At 44.9% G+C, this 22,447-nt stretch carries 12 protein-coding genes; 11 read left to right on the top strand and 1 reads right to left on the bottom strand.

Translation table 11 applies throughout. The annotated features are described in order from the left end of the window. Nucleotides 1–2: 2 nt before the first annotated feature. Genes GC097_RS30565 through GC097_RS30555 form a run of 3 tightly spaced genes read left to right on the top strand, consistent with a single transcriptional unit; the run spans nucleotide 3 to nucleotide 2,740 of the window. Complete coding sequence (locus tag GC097_RS30565) at nucleotides 3–1,040, top strand: GT-D fold domain-containing protein (RefSeq protein WP_246294562.1); 1,038 nt, start codon at nucleotides 3–5, stop codon at nucleotides 1,038–1,040. Continuing rightward, the gene (locus GC097_RS30560; protein ID WP_171687042.1) at nucleotides 1,037–2,491 is read left to right on the top strand and encodes a glycosyltransferase family 2 protein; all 1,455 of its coding nucleotides are present in this window, start codon (nucleotides 1,037–1,039) and stop codon (nucleotides 2,489–2,491) included. Before GC097_RS30565 ends, GC097_RS30560 begins: the two co-directional genes overlap by 4 nt. Before the next feature lie 15 nt (nucleotides 2,492–2,506). After that, nucleotides 2,507–2,740 (top strand): hypothetical protein, encoded by a 234-nt coding sequence (locus GC097_RS30555; protein ID WP_171687041.1) that lies wholly within the window; start codon nucleotides 2,507–2,509, stop codon nucleotides 2,738–2,740. 81 nt (nucleotides 2,741–2,821) lie between these two features. On the opposite strand, the gene GC097_RS30550 is transcribed toward GC097_RS30555, so the two are convergent. Further along, nucleotides 2,822–3,811, bottom strand: a complete 990-nt coding sequence (locus GC097_RS30550) for a ketoacyl-ACP synthase III (protein ID WP_171687040.1) — start codon at nucleotides 3,809–3,811, stop codon at nucleotides 2,822–2,824. Between the two features lie 877 nt (nucleotides 3,812–4,688). Between GC097_RS30550 and GC097_RS30545 the strand changes: the two genes are divergently transcribed. The 8 genes from GC097_RS30545 (at nucleotide 4,689) to GC097_RS30510 (ending at nucleotide 22,307) form a co-directional block, all read left to right on the top strand. After that, the gene (locus GC097_RS30545) at nucleotides 4,689–9,032 is read left to right on the top strand and encodes an S-layer homology domain-containing protein (RefSeq protein ID WP_171687039.1); all 4,344 of its coding nucleotides are present in this window, start codon (nucleotides 4,689–4,691) and stop codon (nucleotides 9,030–9,032) included. 212 nt (nucleotides 9,033–9,244) lie between these two features. Next, a complete protein-coding gene (locus GC097_RS30540; RefSeq protein ID WP_171687038.1) occupies nucleotides 9,245–9,922 on the top strand; it encodes a helix-turn-helix transcriptional regulator in 678 nt (225 codons plus the stop codon). A gap of 162 nt (nucleotides 9,923–10,084) precedes the next feature. Continuing rightward, complete coding sequence (locus tag GC097_RS30535; RefSeq protein ID WP_171687037.1) at nucleotides 10,085–11,824, top strand: sensor histidine kinase; 1,740 nt, start codon at nucleotides 10,085–10,087, stop codon at nucleotides 11,822–11,824. Between the two features lie 23 nt (nucleotides 11,825–11,847). Next, the gene (locus GC097_RS30530) at nucleotides 11,848–13,371 is read left to right on the top strand and encodes an ABC transporter substrate-binding protein (protein WP_171687036.1); all 1,524 of its coding nucleotides are present in this window, start codon (nucleotides 11,848–11,850) and stop codon (nucleotides 13,369–13,371) included. Then, nucleotides 13,368–14,990: a response regulator transcription factor gene (locus GC097_RS30525; RefSeq protein WP_171687035.1), complete on the top strand. Its 1,623-nt coding sequence runs from the start codon at nucleotides 13,368–13,370 to the stop codon at nucleotides 14,988–14,990. The genes GC097_RS30530 and GC097_RS30525 overlap by 4 nt, the downstream gene beginning before the upstream one ends. Nucleotides 14,991–15,268: 278 nt before the next feature. Next, complete coding sequence (locus tag GC097_RS30520) at nucleotides 15,269–19,690, top strand: chitobiase/beta-hexosaminidase C-terminal domain-containing protein (RefSeq protein WP_171687034.1); 4,422 nt, start codon at nucleotides 15,269–15,271, stop codon at nucleotides 19,688–19,690. Nucleotides 19,691–19,755: 65 nt separating this feature from the next. After that, nucleotides 19,756–21,378 (top strand): S-layer homology domain-containing protein, encoded by a 1,623-nt coding sequence (locus tag GC097_RS30515; protein ID WP_171687033.1) that lies wholly within the window; start codon nucleotides 19,756–19,758, stop codon nucleotides 21,376–21,378. 143 nt (nucleotides 21,379–21,521) lie between these two features. After that, on the top strand, nucleotides 21,522–22,307 hold the full coding sequence (locus tag GC097_RS30510) for a peptidoglycan-binding protein (RefSeq protein WP_171687032.1): 786 nt from the start codon (nucleotides 21,522–21,524) through the stop codon (nucleotides 22,305–22,307). Nucleotides 22,308–22,447 lie beyond the last annotated feature (140 nt).

The following is a 22,447-nucleotide window of genomic DNA, read 5'->3' as shown; positions in this document are numbered from 1 at the left end:
GCATGCTGCCCCTAACGAAGAAACAAAGCGCTAAAAAGCTGGTCAAAATCATCTCATTTCGGAGAAGCAAACGGTCCCGCAAGCGCAAAGGCAAAGGTTTCCCTGTTTCTATACGGTTAAAAAGGAAGCGGAGACGGGTTCCGCTGCTCCCGCCGCTCCAGCCCGTGCCGGTTGAAAGAGGATCTATGTACGATCAAGGCTATAATGAAGGTTTTGACAGAGGCTTCGATAAAGGCTACAGGGATGGGAAGCATGCAGGGGGCGATGCCATTGTGGATAGCTTGCTGCCAGACTACCAAATCCTGCCCGATATCACGATCGAGCAAGTTGTCGCTGCCGGCGTGGAACATTTGCGGCCGCACATTTATCACCTGCTTTCAGCAAGGGAGCTGGGGGAGAGAATCGTCGCCGCACTTGACGCAAGAACGCCGTTTTCCCTCGCGCGGTTAGGGGATGGCGAGCTGCTGACCCTGGCGCAGGAAACGATTTTACCGATTGAACAGATTAAGCAGGAAGGCCCGTTTCTCTCGTATGCTGGCGTAGATGTACCGGACCTGGCGATTAAAGCGGAGCTGGTGCAATCGATTCGCCGGGCTAGCGTGATAGGCATTCCGAAGCTGCGGGTACGCAATTTCCAGCCGCTCGCGTTTGCGGTGTTTAAAGCAGAAAATATTAACTACCGCGAGCTTGTCATGACGGACTCCCTAGTGAATTACTATCTCTATCACGAGGGCTACTTGTCGCGAATTACACAGGGCAGAAAGGTGCTGCTGGTCGGCAATTTGGCTCCTCATTTGGCCGAAGTGCTGCGCGCGCACGGGGTGAATATTGTTGGCGAGATTACGCCGGTTCTCGGTGTGAAGGACATTCCGCATATTAAAGACAACATCGCCGGCTACGATTTCGACATTGCCCTTGTTTCCGCAGGGATCTCGGCTGTCGTTATTTCGGAGTGGATTGCGTCGAACATGGGGAAAGTAGCGATCGACTTCGGGCATTTGGCGAATTCAATCGTGAGAGGGGAGGCTCCTTACCGATGAGAACAGCAAGCAAACGAGCTGTCCGGCTGCTCGCGGGCAAATCGCGTAAATTCAGCAGAAAAAGCAAAGGCAAGTACGCTAAGCTGAGCAAAATGGGAAACCGGGGAAACGTCCTGTCCCTATCCACAGCAAGCTATAATCGCGGCTACAATGAAGGTTTTAATTTGGCCTATGACAGCGCGCACGATTACGCTTATCAGCTTGGTTGGGAAGCAGGAGCAGCGCCCTCGAACTTCCAAGGAACAAGCATCATCATCGTTACGACGAATGCTCAACGCCAACATCTTCAGAATTGCATCGAGAGCATCTACGAGCATACGCCGGAGCCCTTCGAAATCATCGTTATCGATAATGCGTCAACGGATGATACGGCTCAGTATCTGAAAGAATTAACCGGGAAAATCCGCTACCGGATACTGACCTCCAATCTCGGCTTTGCCGGAGGGACGAACCAAGGGCTGCGGATGGCCCGCGGCGCCAACCTGCTGTTCTTGAACAACGATACCATTGTGACCAAGGATTGGCTGAAAAATATGCTGGCCTGCTTATACAGCAGCGAGAAATTCGGCCTGGTGGGACCCATGACGAATTATATAAGCGGCGAGCAACTGCTGGAGACGACCTACGCGTCTACGGAGGAAATGCATCGTTTTGCCGCAGCCTTTAACCAGTCGAACGCCGATAAATGGCATGTCAGCACCAGATTAACGGGCTTCTGTGTACTCATGCGTCGCGGGGGTTTTGAGCGGCTTGGGTATTTGGACGAAGGATTTGAGATCGGAAATTGCGAGGATGACGATTTCGGCTTGCGGGCGCGGATGATGGGATTAGAGCTCGTTATTGCCAAGGATACCTTCATCCATCATGTCGGCAGCGTCACCATTAAAGCGCTGGGTGAACAACGTTTTGAAGAGGTATATGGAAGAAACCTGGAATTCTACGCTCGAAAATGGGGCGAGTCCCACAGCTTGCTGCATGAGGTTCGGCAAAAGCTGGATGGCGGCAGCGCGGCGATGAATGACTTCTATCCGAGCCATATTGTCGTCCGAGGCGTATCATCAAGGCTGTATTGGATTGAGAACGGCCGCCGCCACCCGATCGAGGGGGAGGCGCATCACTTGTCTGCCAGCCGTGTCTCCCAAGTTGACCTGCGCAGCTGGCCTATGGGTCATTCCCTGCCGCATCATGAGGTGCAGAGCAAGCTTGCGGCGCTTGCACAGGGAGCTTGCGTCGACGGTGTTTATCACGAGGGTGCGCTGGTCCGAAGCGAAGGAAATACCATCTATCAAGTTAAAGGCGGCAAGCTGCATCGTTTCATTAATGAGTGGTCGCTAAGATACTGGAATATGGATCTGCGCCACCAAACGCATGTTGGCTGGGATGAGCTGCACCGGTTTGCAACCGCGCTTCCGCTCATTGCTCCCGCCATCATCAAAGCGAATAACGTGTAAAGGAGTCAGGAATCTATGAGAGTGAAGGCTGTAGTACGCAGAAGGCTGAAAGGCAAGCTTCTCAGGAAAACGAAGCCGCTTCGCGGTAAGAAAGCCCTCCTGAGAAAGAAAAGGCGCCCCGCCAAAGAGCTCCTCACACATCAAGGAGGCTTCGACAAGGGCTTTGACAACGGATACGACAGAGGCTATATGGATGGTTTTCACAAAGGCTTTGAACAAGGCTTCGACCATCACTATTCGGCCTCTTAAGCAAGGGGCGGCAGCTTGAAGCGTCTGCATAGGCAGGCTGCCGCCTCCTTTGTTTAGCCTGTCACGGCAATTTGCCTTAACTTATCCCCAGCGCAAAATGATCCCGGCGTGCGTAAGTCCAGCACCAAAGCCATAAAGCAAGAGTGTGTCGCCCGTTTGCACTTTGCCTTCTTTGACCCCTAAATCAAGCGCGAGCGGAATGGAAGCCGCTGACGTATTGCCGTAATATTCAAGGCTGTATAATGCTTTCTCAAAAGGAATTTCGCTTTTTTCACAGATCGATTGAATGATCCGCAGGTTGGCGCTGTGCGGGACAAACCAATCGATGGCTGTCTGCGATAGTCCACTCTTGGCCAGCAACTGCTCGATGCCGTCCGGAACCGTGGACACCGCGAATTTATATACTTCGCGTCCGTTTTGGACGAGCTTGCCGTTGCCTGTTAGCGGTATATCCTGCCACTGCGAAGCCAGCCCGGTGCGGTACACATGCTTGCCGCCGGAGCCGTCCGAGCCAAAATGATGGGCTAGGAAAGCCGGCCGTTCATCCTCGCGCTCCACGACCACGGCCCCGGCGCCGTCGCCGAACAGAATGCAGGTCGACCGGTCGGTATAGTCTGTGATTTTCGACATCGAATCTCCGCCGACGACCAGAATTTTGCGGTGCAGGCCAGCCGCGATCAGTCCGCTTGCCGTATGGAGCGCATAGGCAAACCCTGCGCAGGTGGCGTTGAGATCATAGGTGCCGACAGCAGGGAGGCCGAAATGAGCTTGAACCATACAAGAGACCGGCGTTGAGGGCAGGTCAGGCGTATGGGTGGTGACAATGATCAGTTCCACGCCGCTCAGCGCTTCCGGATAACGGTCCAGCATATTTTGCACGGCAGCTATACATAAATGGCTTGTGAATTGGTCGGGGGCGGCGATTCTGCGTTCCCGCATGCCGGTGCGCTGCACGATCCATTCATCATTCGTTTCCACCATTTTTTCCAGATCGGCGTTGCTTAAAATATGCGAAGGCACGTAGCTGCCTATAGCGGAGATACGGGCGGGCAAGGGATTCGATAGCGACATGAGAATCTCTCCTTTTTTATTACCTAGTATTAGTACCAGATACTAATTTATATGTTTAACTTTACTGGAAAACAAGTTGGCTGTCAATGTGTGGTTTGCTCAATTGGTTGGATTTGGGGCATAATTCCAGTAAAAAAAGTTGGTTCGTAATTCTAGACGAGGTGCAACACGTATTAAGGGAAATGCCTTCATCACTGAATCATCTAAGAGGCACTTGTCTAATTTCGTTTGATTTAATAGGTTTTATGATAAAATATGGTTATTATGGATGTGAAGATATGAGGCTTCTATTGGAGGGAAGTTAATGAGGGTAGTTTGGTCCATATTTATAACAAATTCAATTATTTATCTTTCAATTACACTCTTAATAGGACTATTAATTTACAGATTTCTTTTGAAAAAGAAGTAGCTGCAAGCTATGCGAAAAAGGTGGAGGAAGATAACTGGAAAATCCCCCTCTAAATTGCCCGAAAGACGACCTCGCAAGGAAATATAAGGAAAAACTCCCGTTAATTTGACCCGATCTCGTAGATTCTCACGAAATCCGGTCGAATAGAGGGAGTTTTTCCTGTTAAATGGACCTGACAAGCTTCTGCAGTCAAATTAGAGGGGATTTTTCCCTTTATTTTGGCCGTAGAAGCATACCTGCACAAAGGGCTGCCCCCATAAGTCATAGAAATGACTGGGGACATGGATCCAAGGCGCAATTCGTATATTTTTATCAGAATAGTTATAGAAGCGCAGTATTTTCTATTTTAGATAATTAGTTATTTTTATATATTGGGTGGGGAGGTGAACAGCCTGATTGAAGCGGAAAGAAGTGCTTCTCAGAAGGAACATAAATGATAAGAATATCAACTAGATGGAGGGCCCGAAAATGAAAAGAAATAAACCCATGATATCGATGCTCTTGGCTATTTTGATGGTGCTAAGTGTAGCACCTATGAATGCTATGGCTGCCGGGTATACGATTAACTACTCCGCAAATGGGGGATCCGGCGCGAAATCAGAAACGACTGACGGCGTGTCTGCTTATACGATTCTGGCCAATACGGTTGCGGGAATTACTTACACCAATCATACCTTTGTGAAATGGAATACGGCTCCAAATGGCTCCGGTACAAGCTATACGCCAGGAAGCTCGAGTGTACTTAATGCGGACTTGAATCTTTCTGCGCTCTGGTCATTAAATGCTCCGACTGTAACCGCTACCACGTATAACCCGCTGCAAATTACAGTCTCTTGGAATTCGCTTGCAAATGTTCATTATAAAATCGAAAGAAAAACGAATGGCGCTGCTGACACCGAATATGCCGTATTGAATGGTGACTTAGTCGCTAGTGCGTATAATGATACAAGCGTCACGGCTGGCGGAAAGTACGATTACCGTGTCACAGGATCTGACGGCAGCTTTTCGGCTGCTTCAGGAGTAACAACTACGCCCGGTGTGATGCCTGCTGCTTCCACTCCAGCCGTTCAACCTACGATTACAGGTTATGCGAATAACGGCACTACAACCATATCAGGCACAACGGTTACGCTCACTGCGGATGCAACGGCAAATGGGCTGCCTATGTATTACACTCTGGACGGTACAACGCCAACGGGAAGTTCGACGCTTGTTCCCACCAATAGACAAATTGTTGCAGCTCCAGCAGCGAATCGTCCTTCACCTGTAACGTTAAAAATAGTTGCGTATAACGGTTTGGAGTATTCTCCCGTATACACGCATACGCTGGCATTCAAACTTGCCGTTCCAACGGATAGCAAAGCGGGTGCCTATGCAAACGATACCTATTTCCCAACCACGGCTAGTCTCACAAGTGCGGCAGGAACAACGGTTTACTACACCATGACAACAGATGGAACAGAACCAGCAGTTCCTACCGGTTCTTCCTCCGTTTATTCAACGCCAATCCCGATTCAACCAACTCAAACAACGAGAATTAAAGCTGTGGCTAAAGGAAGTTACAATATGGCTGACAGCGATGTCGTAGAATTGACTTACAAAGTAGATCCTACGCTCAAATCGCTGCTTGCACTCAAAACGGGCACATGGACTGAGGCTCAGAAAAAAGACTTGATTCAACAAGTTATTGCACAGTTGACGCTGGACGAGAAGATTAATCTGATCGGCGGAACATCAGGTTCGGTTGCCGACGGCACGGCGATTAAAAACTCAGGCGGTGCAGGCGGTACTTATACAAGCCGTCGATTGATGTCGATGGGCATTGCTCCATTAACGCTCTCAGACGGGCCTGCCGGTGTTCGTATGGGCTATAAAGCCACAACCTGGACGTCTCCAACGGCTATCGCATCATCATGGGATAACAAATTAATGAACGCGATTGCTGTTCAAACGGGTAAGGAAGCCGTATACTACAGTGTCGATGAGATGCTTGCTCCGGGGCAAAATATTTTGAGAAACCCGCAAAGCGGCCGTAACTTCGAATATTTCTCGGAGGATCCGTATCTTTCCGGTCATATCGCCCGTGAATACACGGAAGGTGTTCAGTCTCAGAATGTTGGCGTTACAATTAAGCATTTTGCTGGTAACGAGCAAGAAACGTATCGCAGCGGTGGCAATTCAATCGTGTCCGAACGTGCTTTACGCGAAACTTACCTTAAAGGTTTTGAAATATCCGCATCGGCAAAACCTTGGTCTGTGATGTGTTCCTACAATCGTTTGAACGGCATTTATGCTTGCAATAACGAATGGCTTCTGACGAACGTACTCAGAGGTAACTTCGGTTTCGACGGCTATGTTATGTCTGACTGGGGTGCGACGCAAGGCATTCTTGAGACTGTAAAAGCACAGAACGATTTGACCGAATCAAGCCTTAGCGCGGCTAAAAAGGCAGAACTGAAAGCTGCGATTGAAAGCGGAGCTTTTGATGTGAAGTATCTCAACCAGAACGTGATGAACCTTCTTAATGTAGTTACGAAATCCAATACATTCAAAGGCGAATATGGCACATGGGGTATCCAAGATAACCTTGTTCAAAAAGAACAAGATTTCTACAAAAGCTCTCTCTTTACGGAATCAAACAATCTTGCACGCAAAACAGCAGCTGAAGCCATGGTTCTATTGAAGAACAACAACGTTCTTCCTCTCGCAGCTCAATCTAAGGTTGGTTTAGTTACAAGCGCAAATTTGAAGGGTCGCGGAGGTTTTGGCGATAATGGCGTAACGGCTTCAGACATCGTAGCACGCGGAGGCGGTAGTGCCGGCGTTTACTTCGATCCTACGAATGCTTCAGTTGTTTCGCTTGAAAAAGCGCTTCAAGAATCTTTCACGGTTGCCAATGCTGGCAGCGTTAAAGATATTAAAGAAGCAGCCGGTTATACCAAATCGTTAAGCTACACGTATACTTCGAACAGAGTAACGGGCATTAATTTAACCTACACAGGTGCATTTAATCAGGCTACGTTAGAAAATAGAGCCGCTGCTCTTGCAGGCAGCACAAATTATGGCATCTTCGTTGTGAGCCGTCAAACGGGCGAAGGCGCGGACAACGCCCTAACCGGAAACGACGGTTACATACTCACTGATGAAGAACAGAAGGCTCTAGTTGCCTATGCAACTGCCTTCCATAATGCGAATAAAAAATTGATTGTTATTTTAAATATCGGTGCTGCGCTTGATACGACTCTTGTTAATCAATATGCAGATGCGATCCTTGTTTCTTGGCTGCCTGGTCAAGAAGGCGGGCATGCCATTACCGATGTTCTTTCAGGTGCCGTTAACCCTTCAGGCAAATTAACTCAAACGTTTACTACGCATTTTGAGAACAGCCCGTCCATTGAGGCCTCCAAAGCGCTTCCGACTCGCACAGGATTCAACATGGCGGCTAATTCAGGAAATGCTGCTAACGTGGGTACGACTAACGGCGGCTGGGGAACAAATCCTGTATTTTATGATGAAGGCGTACTGGTTGGCTACAGATGGTTCGATAGCAAGTATGCGACGAAGGCTGATTATGACTCTAAAGTGGCGTATCCATTCGGATTTGGTTTAAGTTATTCGAAATTCGAGTTCAGCAACCTAAAGCTTAACAAACAAGTATTCGATAAAAACAAGGCGAATGACACGATAACGGCGACCGTCGATGTTAAAAACGTTGGCAACGTCAAAGGTAAGGAAGTCGCTCAGTTGTACATCGGCATGGATAACTTTGCTTCTGAAGGCCGTCCGATGAAAGATCTTCGCGGTTACCAAAAAGTTGAACTTGCACCGGGTGCCGTACAAACGCTGTCTTTTACAATTAAATTAAGCGACCTGCAATATTATGATGATGGATTTAATAACCAGCTGTCGGGAACGGAAACAACGTCCAACGTTTCTTACGGCGGCGGTAAAGGCTGGACGGTTAATGCGAATAGTAAATTCAATGTCATTATTGGAAATACCTCCAACAATTTTGTGCTGAATGATTCTGCTGCTAAACAAGGGGCTACGGCATCTTTCGTATATGGAACTCCTGCTTCCGGCGGCAGCGATAGCGATGGAGGAAGTGGCGATGGCGGAAGCGGCGGTGGAGACACATCGACAACTCCGAGCGAACCTGTTAAAGAAGAAGTGCCGAAAGACAAACCTTCGACAGAGGGTGGAAAAGGTTCTTCTTCCGACAAAACGGCTGCTGAAGTTCTGAAAGAAAAATTCAAGGATGCCGTTCAAATCCCTAGCTGGGCACAGAATGCGATTGCAGACCTAGTGGAAAAAGGCATTATCAACGGCAAAGAAAATGGCGTATTTGACCCGTCAAGCCATGTAACAAGAGCAGAGTTTCTGAAAATGATTGTGAAAGCTTTTGATTTTAAAAGCAATGGCGACGCGCTAACGTTTAGTGACGTTCCTGAGGATGCTTGGTTTAAATCATTTGTCGATATCGCAACTTCATTGGGACTTGTAGAAGGAATCGGAAATAACGAGTTTGGACCGGATAATCAAATAACCCGGCAAGATTTATGCGTTATGATTTATAACGCACTTAAGGAACAAAAAGTGGCATTGCCTGCTGCGGCTGCATCTAGTGCTTTCACAGACTACGATTCCATTGCTGATTATGCGAAGGAAGCTGTAAACGGCTTAAGCTTATTAGGCGCTGTGAATGGACGCTCCGAGGGCGAATTTGTGCCTAAAGCCACTGCGACAAGAGCCGAAGCGGCCGTCATTATTAAACGTGTTTTGGATCTCTTCAGTAAATCGAACGCCAAATAAGCATTTTTATAAAAGGTTGCGCAGGATAGTATTCCTGCCAGCCTTTTTTCTTTATGACCAAAAGTCTAAAAGTCTGAATCGTTACATCCAAAAGTCTGAATACTGATTTGAAAGCCCTTCCTCTCATACTAAAATAGTAAAAAAGTTCAAAGGATTACACTCAACTAGAAGATGTAATCATATGATTTGTATGGAGGATGTGGTGAACAGACATGGAAAAGATTGAAAAGATTCGTTTTGACGAACTCAGAGAGATTGAATTAACACGTTATATTAAGGCAGGGACAAATCAAGAAATCGAAGAGGAAATCAACAAGGTTTTTCGAGGTGTCGAGGCAGGAGATCCGGTTCAGGACTATCAAATTTATATGCTCGAAATATTAACCTGCATCCTGAAAGCGGCCAAAGATTTAAACCTGGATATTGAAGTGGTTTTGGGCGAGGCGTTTGTACCTTTTACCCAAATATCTAATTTCACCACCATGGAGGAAGCCAGGATTTGGTTGACGGAAATTTGCATTAATGTGAAGAACCATATCGCCGCAAAACGTCAGTCCACTTTTACGAATCTAGTCGATAGAGCTAAAGAGTATACCAAAAAACACTATCATTTAGGTGATATTTCCATAAATAAAGTATGCAGCCACCTTCATATAAGTACAGGCTATTTTAGCAGCATTTTCAAGAAAGAGACGAAGATGACCTTTGTTAATTATTTGAACGATATTAGGTTGGAAGCTGGAATGGTGCTGCTGCGTACAACCGATATGAGAGCTTTGGAGATTGCGGAAAAGGTCGGTTACTCCGATGCCAACTATTTTAGTTTTAGTTTCCGCAAAAAAGTAGGCGTAACGCCAAGAGAATACCGAAACAGTTTCAGAGGAGTCTGACAAAGTCGCTTATGGCGGCTTTTTTCTTTTGTAGCCATATAAGTTTTGGTGATGATTTCTAAGTTTTGCAGCAGTATTTTTTAGTGTGTTTTGAATAGAGTTCAGATAATATATTAGTATCATAGCATAATCATTTCAAACATCAGGGTGAGGGGGTCTAAAATGAAGCTTTCTTTAAGATCCCATTTTAAATCTTTACGCTCGAAGCTGATTTTTGGCTTTTTAATTACGACTTTTCCGTTGATCATTTTGCTGATTACGAATAATCAGTACGCCATTCAAGTCGTGCGCAAGCAAGTTTTTCAATCTAATTTACATACCATTAATTTATATATGGGCCAAATTGATCGTAATTTAGATGAAGTTGATAAATACTTATACAACACGCTATCGACTGAGCCGGATTTCTTGAGGCTGGAGCACCCTATTAACAATGATAGCCAGCTATACTATACAGCTAAGGTCCAATTGTTTAACAAACTTTCAACGGATAGCAACAACTATAAAATAACGGATTCTTTATTCTTCTATTCAGCAATTAACAATGATCTAGTCACAACTTCTTTGCTTAGATATAACTTCAACGAACGTGAAACGATAAAGGGCGAGCTGAAAAATATTTTGATGCAGCTTCAAAGCAAGCCGGACCCCGAATATCGTTATGATCAATGGCACGTTATAAAATTAAACAGCAATTATTATTTGTATCATATTGTAAAAAAAGGGAATGTCTATCTTGGCGCTTGGACAAGTGCCCAAAGGATCATGGTGCCGACTGATTTTATTGATCTGGGCAAGCAGGGCAAGGCATTATTTGTGACTGATCAACTTGAGCCAATGGAAGAAACGAATTTTTTTCAATCTCATGGCATTCAGATTCAGTATGATGTTGATGAGTATATGATGACGGGGGAAAAAGAGAAGTTTTTGGTCGTAGGACAACAATCACATAAGGGTAAATTCAGCTTGCTGGCCTGGATACCTGATAGCAGTATTTTGGAAAAGTTACCTTATTGGCAGCGCGTATTAACGTTTATTGCGCTCGGCTGGGTGGTAAGTTTAGTCATTTTCATTTTCTTTTTAAGAAAAGTGCTCCTATACCCGATTAACAAACTCGTTAAAGCCATGAAAGTTGTGCAGATGGGCAATCTAAATGTAGCCGTTACGTATCAATCATCATCCGATGAATTTGTGTTAATGAATCGGACGTTCAATCAAATGGTTTCACAAATTCAAGATTTGAAAATAAATGTGTATGAGGAACAATTACAGAAACAAAAGGAAGAGCTTAAGCATTTACAGCTTCAAATGAACCCGCATTTTTTTCTTAACTCGCTTAATGTCATGTATAATCTTGCGCAAGTGCAGAAATACGAACTCATTATGGAAATATCGCGCAGTCTTGTACAATATTTAAGATTTATGTTTCGAACGGATTTGACGTTTGTTTCGTTAAAAGATGAAATCAACCATACCCGGAACTATTTGAAAATACAAGCATTGAGGTTCCCGAATCATTTGTCGTTCGACATCTCCGTGCCTGAAGATTTGAACACGTGTAAAGTACCTCCGCTTGTTATTCAGACTTTTGTCGAGAATACGATCAAGCATGCAGTAACCTTAGACGAACCGATTCAACTAGCGATTACTATTCGTCAAATTGAGGGGGCAACGCCATCTATTCAACTGCAAATTCAAGATAGCGGCAAGGGCTTCCCTCTTGATGTATTAAGCCGGTTGCAGAAAAATCAGGGACTGTATTCGGAGAAGGGCGAGCATATTGGGATTGCCAATGTGCAGCGCAGATTGCATTTATTGTACCAAGAGAAAGCAAATCTAACCTTTTCGAACGGAGAGAATTTCGGAGCTAACGTTGTAATCGTTCTGCCAATTGCCACGTAACGCTAGGAACCGGGGGGCGAAAGATGAGAATAAGAGGGATCCGTATTGCTTTGCAAGTGCTTAGTTTGATCCTGGTGACTGTACAGCTTGCTGGATGCACGTGGAGTCAGAAGAAGTCCGATCAACCTCCCTCTATGAAGCAGTCGCCGGATAGTGTGATTACGTTCTACTTTTATACGGAAACCCAACGAGATATGGGAGAAATTGAGACGGAAATTAGTAAAATAACGAAAGAAAAATTGAATGTTACCGTGAAATTCATGCCTTATATGAGCACCTCCGAGCTGCAGCAGATGATGATGACGGCTGACAACAGGCAAATTGATTTGATGCTGACAGGTAGTAGTACGATTAATACATTAATTGATGGAAATCAGCTTATTCCGCTGAATCATTTGCTGGCTACAGAAGGTCAAGATATTCAAAAAGTGCTTGGTCCTGATATTTTAAATAGCGTTGTAAGGAACGGGGGGATCTTTGGAATTCCCAGCATGAGGGATTTAGCAACCAATTATGGCATTGTGATGCGCAAAGATATAGTTGATACATATAAAATAGATACCTCGCAAATAAAATCCATCGCTGACTTGCAAACGGTGTTTCAAACCATAAAGGAAAAAGAGCCTGGGCTAACTCCGCTCGTTCCTTATGCAGGTTCCATATATGGCGGAATTCGTTCTGGAACTTATGATGAATTAGAAGACAGCATCGGCATTCTCCCAGCATATGATAACGATTTGAAAATTGTAAATATCTATGAGAGCGAACAATATGCCAAGGACCTGAATTTGATACGAACTTGGTACTTGTCCGGCTTTATTGACCCGGATGTTGTGTTTAAGAGAAGCAGCGCAGCCGAGCTGGTCAGGGCTGGGAGGGCATTTGCTTATTTTAGTCCCCTGAAGCCCAATGTTGAGCAGCAAGAATCCAGATTAACTGGCTATCCGATGGTCGCCGTCCCGTTCTCTCAGCCTGTCATGACAACGAAACAATTGAATACATCGATTATGACGATCCATAAAAATTCCAAAAATCCGGAAAAAGCAATGAGTATTTTGAACTTGCTCTACTCCGATGAGCGGATCATTAATTTATTGGACAATGGCATCGAAGGGAAGCATTACATTCAAATCGCGCCTAACGTCATTGATTTTCCAGAAGGCATCAATGCTTCCAACACGGGATATGTGTATAAATCATGGGCGGTTGGCAACCAATTCCTTTCCCATGTTTGGAAAGATGACGGCGATGATATATGGACGAAGATGGACGTGTTCAACAAAACCGCAAGGTTATCGAAGGCACTCGGGTTTACGTTCGATTCGTCTCCTGTCAAAGCGGAATATGCTGCTGTTAAGAGTGTGCTCAAACAATATGCATATGCACTTGAAACCGGTACGTACGAGCCTGCGGTGAAATTGCCTGAATTTAATGTGAGGCTTAAGGCAGCAGGGATTGATACGGTGATTAAAGAGAAGCAGCGTCAACTCCTTGTCTGGGATCAGAACAAACGATTTAATCAAAATCAAGCGGGAGGAAACAAATGACAGAGAAAAACGCATATCACTTATTGTTGGTAGATGATGATATACATTCAATTGATTGCGTGAAATCTGGAATTAATTGGGGCGAGTATTCGATTGAAGAACCTCAAGTTTCTTATAATATTAGACAAGCCAAGGAAATACTGAAGCACGGTCATATTGATATTATGGTCTGCGACATTGAGATGCCGCAAGGAGACGGCCTGGAACTGCTGGAATGGATAAACGAACAGCGGCTTACGGTGGAAGTCATTTTCTTAACGTGCCATGCCGATTTTAAATATGCGCAGAGGGCCATTCATTTGGGAAGCCATGCTTTTCTATTAAAGCCAGTCCCTTTTAATGAGTTAATCGAAGCTGTTGTGAAGGCGCAGGATAAAATCATCAAAGAACGCGAAACGATTAAATACGAAAAGACCTATCGCCTTTGGAAAACTCATCAACCACGATTAGTTGAAAGCTTTTGGATTGACTTGCTTCATCAGGATATCTCCTCTAATCAAGATCAGCTGCAACGATTATTAAAGGAGAGAGAGATTCCTTACACGATGGATACCAAGTTCGTACCGGTATTAGTCAGTGTACAACGATGGCATAAACCATTAACGAATCGTGAACAGAAGATTATGGAGTATGCCCTCAGGAATGCGTTGGAGGAAGTATTTATCGCGAATAGCGGAATCGAATGTCAAATCGTTCAAGAACGGGATGGCAGCATCCTTGTTTTCATCGACGGTGCAGAGGGAAGCAACTTTGAGAACGAGCAATTAAAAAAGATATGTCAGATGTATATCCAATCATGCAATCTCTATTTTTATTGTGATATATCCTGCTATATCGGTGTTTCATCATTTATATACGAAGCTAGAGCAATGGTAGAGTCTTTATACCAGCTTGAAGCGAACAATGTGAATTTAGATAATCGCGTATTTCTGTTAAATGAGAAGGAAAAGCGTGCTGTACTGGTTATGCTGCCTGATATGAACGCTTGGTTTGAAATGTTAAAATTGGGTTCTACGAAAGAACTGATGACTGAAATCAATTATTTTTTTGATGGATGGATGTTAACCGAGAGGCTGGATCCCTCTTTATTGCATGAACTTTATCAAGATTTCATGCAGATGATTCACTATACATTAAGGATTAGAGGGCTTCAAGCTCACCAAATCTTATCGGGTTCCGTAGCTATGAAATCCATGGTAACAGCCATTAGAACGGTCACTGACCTTAGAGAATGGGTAATTACCGTCATTCAGTTTGTTAGAGATCACTTGGATTCACTGGAAAATTCGCAATCCGTGATTGAGAAGGTCAAGCATTATATTGACATTAATTTGAACCATGAAATTTCACGGGAGGATATCGCCAAACAAGTTTTCTTGAATGCAGACTATTTAAATCGTATTTTTAAAAAGGAAACCGGGTTGCCGATATCTGAATATATTTTGCAGCAGCGCATGAAGACGGCCAAAGAATTATTAATTAAAACAGAGATTCCAATTAGTAATGTCGCCACTTCCGTCGGCTATTCCAACTTGCCTTATTTTTCGAAAATGTTTAAAAAAGTAACGCAGATGAGTCCGCAAGACTTCCGTCAATGCCGGCAACCTGTCAATTTCTGAATAAATATAGCACATGAATCTCTTATCGATTTGTTCCGGGCTGTTGTAACTGGAACAAGGGGGTAAGAGATTTTTTTTCTGAATCTCTTAATGTCTGAATAGTTAAACCGAGAGGTCTGAATACTGATTTGAATAGAACATAGACAACGTTACTATAGAAGTAGGACCTAGGCCGTGATGGAGGTGTATAAAGCTTATAAATCGAGAGCTCCTTTTTTAATGAAAAAGCATTCAGCTTCACTGCAATTTTTCAAAAAAAGTTGAAGGAGAGTTGGCAATTGAAAACAAAGAAATTTAAAAAGACATTACGAGTGGTGACTACCAATCTATTAGTAGGGACCCTAGCCTTTTCTTCAGCAGGAATAATTGGTCAACAGGCTGCATTAGCAGATCCAGCGGCTGTAAATATCCCGGGTTTGATTGAAGCAGAGAATTATACGGCTGCAACGGGATACACGACTGCAAATATTGAAAATCAGGCTACAGCTAGCGGCGGAAAAGATATTACAAACGTAGTTGCAGGCAATAGCCTTAGTTATTTAGTTGACGTAGCTACCGCTGGAAGTTATAAGGTGACTATGCGCTATGCGGCCTCAACGGCTAATACGAAGTCTTGGTCGATAAGAGACGGCAGTGGCAACGTGCTTTACACAGGAGATACACCCTCTACAGGCGGCACAACGACTTGGGGAACCGTATCCGGGTATGTTGATCTGCAGGCAGGCGTTAATACAATAACTCTTTTTAACGATAAGAATGGTTATAAAATAGACTCGCTCCAATTCGATGTGTATCAGGTACCGGCGCCAACGGGAACCCCGACATCAGGCACCTATGGTTCAACAGTGTATGTGAGTCTCTCCGATGTTGTCCCTAATGCGCAAATTTTCTACACCACAGATGGTTCTACTCCAGTTGTAACTGTAACCAATGCTACCTATGCCCCTGGGAATGCGGCTACCAGTTTGTATTTCACTCCTATCCCTATATCTACGACAACAACGATTAATGCAATTGGCACTAAGTATGGAGCTAGTAACAGCGCGGTAGCTTCAATCAGCTACACGTTCGATCCAGCTTCGAAAGCCGTGCAGCCGACAGCGTCCAAGGCTTCAGGAACTTATAGCGGAACGCAGAGCGTAACCCTTTCAACCACAACCGCGAATGCAAAAATTTATTACACGACGGATGGATCTACACCGGCCACATCGGAGACAGGTACGACTAAGCTCTACACTGCAGCGCTATCGATTACTTCTCCTTCTTCCACATTGAAAGCGATTGCAGTTGCAGATAGCTTAAATCCAAGTGATGTAGCTACCTACAACTATGTGATCAATGCAACAGCGGCGGCAGCACCTACTGCTGATATTACTACAGGCGCCAATATTGCTAGTGGGGCAAAATTGACCCTGACCTCGTCTTCAACCGGGACCAAAATTTACTATACGACTGACGGAAGCACGCCTACGACCTCAAGCACCTTATACACAGGCAAAATCCCGTTAACGAACAGCATTGCAGCAGGCAATACGGTTACGATTAAGGCGATTGCTAGCGGGGGTGCTTTTACAAGCAGCACAGCGGCTTCGTTTACCTACACGATTGACCCTAGTCTTGTGCTTCTTACCAATGAAGCCTCTATCCCTGCAGTTGTAGCCGAAATGACGAATCAAGAGAAGGCGGATATGGTGAGCGGCGGCGGTTCAACCTCCAAATTGCCAGGCGCTGCCGGAGCCATTAAAGGGGTAACCAGACTAGGAATTCCGGTGACGGTGAATACGGATGGCCCTTCGGGCATACGAATTACCGCTCTTCCTTCGGGTGTAGTGGATTCGCAAGGAAATCAAACCACCAGATATGCAACGCAATGGCCCAATGGTTCTGCACGTGCATCAACTTGGAATACCACGCTTGAAGAACAGCTTGGAACCGCTTTTGGTAAAGAAATTCATTACTTCGGTTCTGATATCTTACTCGCTCCCGGCATGAATCTTCACAGAAGCGCACTGAATGGCAGAAACTTTGAATATTTCTCCGAAGATCCGGTGCTTACCGGCAATATAGCGGCAGCGGAGGTTAACGGTATTCAGTCCCAAGGTGTGGGTACGACAATTAAACATTTCGCCGCTAACAACCAAGAAACGAACAGATCCAACGGTTTAACGACCGTCAGCAAAAGAGGACTTCGTGAAATGGAGCTAAGAAGTTTTGAAATTGCCGTAAAAAAATCCCAACCATGGGCAATCATGACTTCCTACAATCAGATTAACGGTATTAGTGCTGCATCGCACTATGATTTGTTGACAACAGTAACGAGAAACGAGTGGGGCTTCAAAGGATACTTTATGACCGATTGGGGAGGTCAAGGTAATGCATCCTATTGGCCTGCGCAAACAGGGAATAACGCAAACTCGTCCAATTTAAAAGCGGGACTGGATCTTTCCATGTCAAGCGGTAATGCTGCCAATGTATTGACGGGATTATCATCCGGATTTGTTTCACAGGCGGATCTAGATGCTTCGGTTACAAGACTGCTTCAATTTATTATCAAAACGCCAACTTTCAAAGGTGATTTGCCAAGTACAGAACCTAATATCTATGCGGCGCAAAACGATGCTATTGCTTTCCAAGCGTCTGTTGAAAGTATGGTCATTCTTAAGAACAACATCGTAAACAACAAGTCTGCTCTTCCAATCGCAAACGGCAATATTACGGTTATCGGTAATGCGAGTACCAATATGGTTACTGGCGGCGCAGGAAGCGGCAGCGCGAATATCGACAAATCCAAAGTGTTACAACTCCCGGCAGCACTTAATGCTGCATACACCAAAGGTACAGTCATCGATGCAACTACAATGGGGTTCCCACAAGTAGCCAGCGTGTTAGCAGTTGGCGGTTTGGGTGGTGATGCTGCCATGAATGAAATGTCCATTTCAGACAGTCAAATGAATGATCTAGTCAAAAACACAAGCAGTACGGTCATGACAATTAAACGAGGATCTGCTGAAGGTTCTGATATTGGCGCCACTAAAGGTGCCTACTATTTAAGCGATGCAGAACAAGACTTAATTAGCAAAGCCTCAGCTAAAAGTCGTGCCCAAGGGAAACCATTTATTGTCGTACTGAATATGGGAGCTCCAGTTGAAATGGAGAGCTGGAAAGACAAAGCTGATGCCATTTTGTTTGCTTGGGAGCCAGGTTCAGTATTAGGTAGATCCGTAGCGGCTGTACTTACCGGAGCAGCTAACCCATCGGGGAAACTTTCGACAACATTCCCAATTAATGTAGTTGGAAACGCAAGTAACGGTAAACCGTTCCAACCAGCCGTAGACTTCGGACAAACCAACGCCCAAGGCGGCGAAGTGTACAACGAAGGCATTTATTCCGGCTATCGTTACTACGACACATTCAATGTGCCTGTATCGTATGAGTTTGGTTATGGTAAAAACTATTCCACATTCGAGTATAGCAATTTGCAGCTGAGCTCGGGCTACTTCAACAATGCGAGTAGTATTCTCAATGCAACGCTTGACGTGAAGAATACAAGCTCAGTTAGCGGGAAAGAGGTTGCCCAACTGTATGTGGGAGCACCAGGCAAATCCATGGATAAGCCGGTTAAAGAGTTGAAGGCTTTTGCTAAAACCGATGTATTGGCGCAAAATGCCAAACAAACGCTGAATTTCAGTGTGGATGCGAAATCGCTTGCTTCCTATGATGAAGCCCGTGATGCTTGGGTTGTTGAACCGGGTCAATATGTCGTATATGCCGCAGCTTCTTCCAAAGACATTAGACAGGTATCGACCTTCATCGTTTTAAGCGAGATCGTTGTCGAGCAGGCTCACAATGTTCTGAATCCGGATAAGGTGATGAACGTCATTAAACCTGCGGTAACCGGCAAAGCGATTACGGGATATGTAAGTGTAAATGCAACCACAAATGCAGGTCAGGCTCCTGTACTGCCTTCCACAGTGCAAGCAATTTATAACGATGGAACCATTCCATCTGTGAATGTGACATGGAGTAGTATAGACGGACTCGCCTATGCCAAGGGTGGAACTTTCACGGTGACAGGTGTCGTAGCTGGTGCCGCTATTCAACCGACAGCAACGATAACCGTCAATGGTACAGCATCGAATACGACGCTGAAGGGTGCTTATTTGGCGGGACTTTCTGACACCACGTATTTAACATTCAATTTAAATGGAGCAACGAATGTAGATGCTCAAGATCTGACGTTAAGTTATGATCCAGCTGTTTTTGATTACATCGATACGACTATTTTAGGTAGTTCAACGTTTGCTCATTCTCCTGTAGTCGATCCTGTTGCTGGGACAGTGAGATTCCTTCTGGCCAATACGACAGGCAATGGCAATGCAGATGGCTTGAGCATCAAGCTGAAGACCAAGTCTACAGCAGCTGTAGGATCAAGCCTCGTGAAGGTATCAGGAACTATTTCCAATGGTCAAGGTGACGTAACCAGTATTCCAATTGGATCGAAAATCATTACCATCAATCCCAATATCCTTAATAATGTTGCGGGTTATGATGTAGGCGATCTGGGAATCGTTTCACACAATTACGGTGCCAAAGTTGGAGATGAGAATTGGAACAGCATTAAGAATGCCGACTTTAACGAGGATGGTGTCATTGGTCTCTTTGACTTGGTGAATGTGGCAACAAAGATCTTAAATAATTAACGATAAGTATTACCGAGAGGGTATTAGCAGTACCCTCTCTATCTAGCTTAATTTGAGGTGCTATGATGAGAAAAAAGTATAAGTCCATGTCCATGTTCATGATGATGATCTGTCTTGTTTCACTTTTACCTGTGAATAGTGTCATTTTCGCTGAAGATACGGCCTCGTTTCAATTAAAATCAAATAAGAGCGGTATGAATACCGGGGACGAATTTATTCTGACGGTAGAAGCGGATAATGTGAAGGATTTGGTGGGATACGAGGTTGTTGTTTCAGCCGATACGGATAAGCTTTCCTACTCATCGGCAGTCTCATTACTTTCAGGCGGACAAACGATCGTAGTCCCAAGAGATAACACGTTTACCATTGCTTACTCCAAGATGGGCAACGAGATGCATGAAAACGGTCATGTTCCTCTGAGCTCCATCAAATTTAAAGGCATAGCTGCCGGAACAGCCAATGTGACGCTTCAGTCAGTCAAATTGATGGATGGCAGAATGAATGACTCGGATTTTTCTACGAATCAGACGGCATCTGTCACCATTTCCAGCAGTCCTGGTTCAGGTGGAGGTTATGTTTCCATCCCATCTACCACGATTACAATTACAGAATTGGAAATGAAGAATGCAATTAATTCCGCCAATGAAGGCACAGCTACGATCAAAACAACAATCGCGAAAGATGCAAACGAAGCTATTATTAATATTCCTGAACCCATTATTAAAATGGCAGCTGACAATAACATTCAGAAGATCGAGATTGACGCAGGCATGGCTACCGTAACTTTGCCGATGGATTTGTTAAAAACTGCAACCTCCAATGTGCAGCTTTCACTAAAGAAAGAGGATGCAGGCAAACTCTCTCCAGAAGTGTCGAAGGTGATTGGAAACAATCCTGTTTACGATATTAGACTAGGTGTTGATGGGAAAGAAACGAGCCATGTAAATGATGCAAGTGTAAAAATGTCTTGGGATTACAAACTGGATGACACGAATAAAGACGCCGGGAAGGTTGTCATTTATTTTATTAATGAGAATGGAAAACTTGAAGTTGTAAAAAATAGTAAATTTAATCCTGCAACCGGAAAAGTTTCCTTTCATACCGAACAAACAGGTAAGTATGTGGCTTTGTACAACGAAGTAAGCTTCCAAGATATTGCCAATGTACAATGGGCCAAAGCCAGCATAGAAGCATTGGCCGCAAGAGGGATCATTAACGGTGTTAGCGAGCATATGTTTGAACCGAACAATAACGTTACAAGAGCACAGTTTATCAAGATTCTTATGCAAGCATTTGACCTGGATGACGACCATGCTGTAAGCACGCTTACTGATGTTAAAAAAGGCGAATGGTACTATAGTTCAATTGCAGCTGCGGAGAAGTTAGGGATTACGCAAGGAAAAGACGACGGCAGTTTCGGTATAAATGATTCCATAACGAGACAGGACATGGCCGTAATGATCGATCGGACGATAAAATTATTGAAAGTGAAAATCAGCGGAAATACAATCGCCGCACAGTTTGCGGATAGCTCCGATATTTCGGAATATGCAGCGGATGCTGTGATAGCGATGCAGAAAATTGGCGTTATCGAAGGCGTTGGTAACGGCAACTTTGCACCAAAAGATCATGCGACCAGAGCACAAGCTGCTGTCATTATATATAGGGTCTTTAATCTTGTACCTTAATGTTAAATGACTGGTTTTCGCTGCACCGGAAACTGGTCTTCTTTTCACAAAAATGGATAAAATCCAAAAAATAGGTCACTCTAAGGGCTATCGCCCATGTCGGGCGAATGATACTGACGACGACAGGGAGTGAACGTTAACGCATGTTTCATGGCAGGAAAAAGCATGTCTGGATCCTACTAATCTGTATCGCCTTGTTTTGCTCAACTTCAACGACTGCCTATGCTTTTGGAAAAGGGGCTAAGGGGCCGGATGTATATGCGGTTCAGGGGATGCTGAAATCTCTGGGATACTATAGCGGACCCATTACAGGTTACTATGGCAACCAAACACAATCGGGTGTTAAAGCATTTCAAAGCAGATACGGCCTTCCGGTTACCGGAAACGTCGATGATCAAACGCTTCAGTCCATTCTATGGGCGTATGGGAACTTGAAAATTCCTAAAAAACCGGTTCCACCGCCGGCACCGACCCCACCGCCATCCGAACCGTCGCCGTCGCAGCCTGAACCGCTACCATCCCCTCAAGTCCCGCCGACAACGGGATTAACGGTAGAGGAACAGCAAATGTTGGATTTGGTGAATAAGGCGCGCGCTGCTGCTGGACTAGCTCCGCTTGCTGCCGATGCAGAACTGACCAAAACGGCAAGACTCAAAAGCCAGGATATGGTCGACAATAAATATTTCTCTCATGATTCGCCGACGTATGGCTCACCCTTTCAAATGATGGAAAAATTCGGCATCACCTATAACGCAGCAGGAGAAAACATCGCATGCAATCAATCCGTGCAAGCGGCCCATGAAGCGCTGATGAATTCACCTGGCCACAAAGCGAATATATTAAGCAAAGATTACACACACATTGGGGTCGGTATCGTAAATGGAGGACCCTGCGGTAAAATGTTCACGGAACAGTTTATCGGGAAGTGAAATAATGCAAAAGGCCTCAGCCTGCGGCGTGATTTCCGTTGAAGGCATGGTGAAGCAGGTAGCGGATTTCGTGAAATAATGCGAAGAGACTGTCCTATAAGTTATGCTACTGTGGTCAAAATAAGGGGGGAAATTCCCTC

Source organism: Paenibacillus planticolens (assembly GCF_013141725.1).
GTDB lineage: Bacteria > Bacillota > Bacilli > Paenibacillales > NBRC-103111 > Paenibacillus_E > Paenibacillus_E planticolens.
Note: the sequence above shows the minus strand (reverse complement) of the source record. Positions and strands in the feature narration are given on the sequence as shown.

Coding starts and splice junctions, on each gene's coding strand:
- GC097_RS30565 (WP_246294562.1), top strand. CDS start 3: ATGCTGCCCCTAACGAAGAAACAAAGCGCTAAAAAGCTGGTCAAAATC.
- GC097_RS30560 (WP_171687042.1), top strand. CDS start 1,037: ATGAGAACAGCAAGCAAACGAGCTGTCCGGCTGCTCGCGGGCAAATCG.
- GC097_RS30555 (WP_171687041.1), top strand. CDS start 2,507: ATGAGAGTGAAGGCTGTAGTACGCAGAAGGCTGAAAGGCAAGCTTCTC.
- GC097_RS30550 (WP_171687040.1), bottom strand. CDS start 3,811: ATGTCGCTATCGAATCCCTTGCCCGCCCGTATCTCCGCTATAGGCAGC.
- GC097_RS30545 (WP_171687039.1), top strand. CDS start 4,689: ATGAAAAGAAATAAACCCATGATATCGATGCTCTTGGCTATTTTGATG.
- GC097_RS30540 (WP_171687038.1), top strand. CDS start 9,245: ATGGAAAAGATTGAAAAGATTCGTTTTGACGAACTCAGAGAGATTGAA.
- GC097_RS30535 (WP_171687037.1), top strand. CDS start 10,085: ATGAAGCTTTCTTTAAGATCCCATTTTAAATCTTTACGCTCGAAGCTG.
- GC097_RS30530 (WP_171687036.1), top strand. CDS start 11,848: ATGAGAATAAGAGGGATCCGTATTGCTTTGCAAGTGCTTAGTTTGATC.
- GC097_RS30525 (WP_171687035.1), top strand. CDS start 13,368: ATGACAGAGAAAAACGCATATCACTTATTGTTGGTAGATGATGATATA.
- GC097_RS30515 (WP_171687033.1), top strand. CDS start 19,756: ATGAGAAAAAAGTATAAGTCCATGTCCATGTTCATGATGATGATCTGT.
- GC097_RS30510 (WP_171687032.1), top strand. CDS start 21,522: ATGTTTCATGGCAGGAAAAAGCATGTCTGGATCCTACTAATCTGTATC.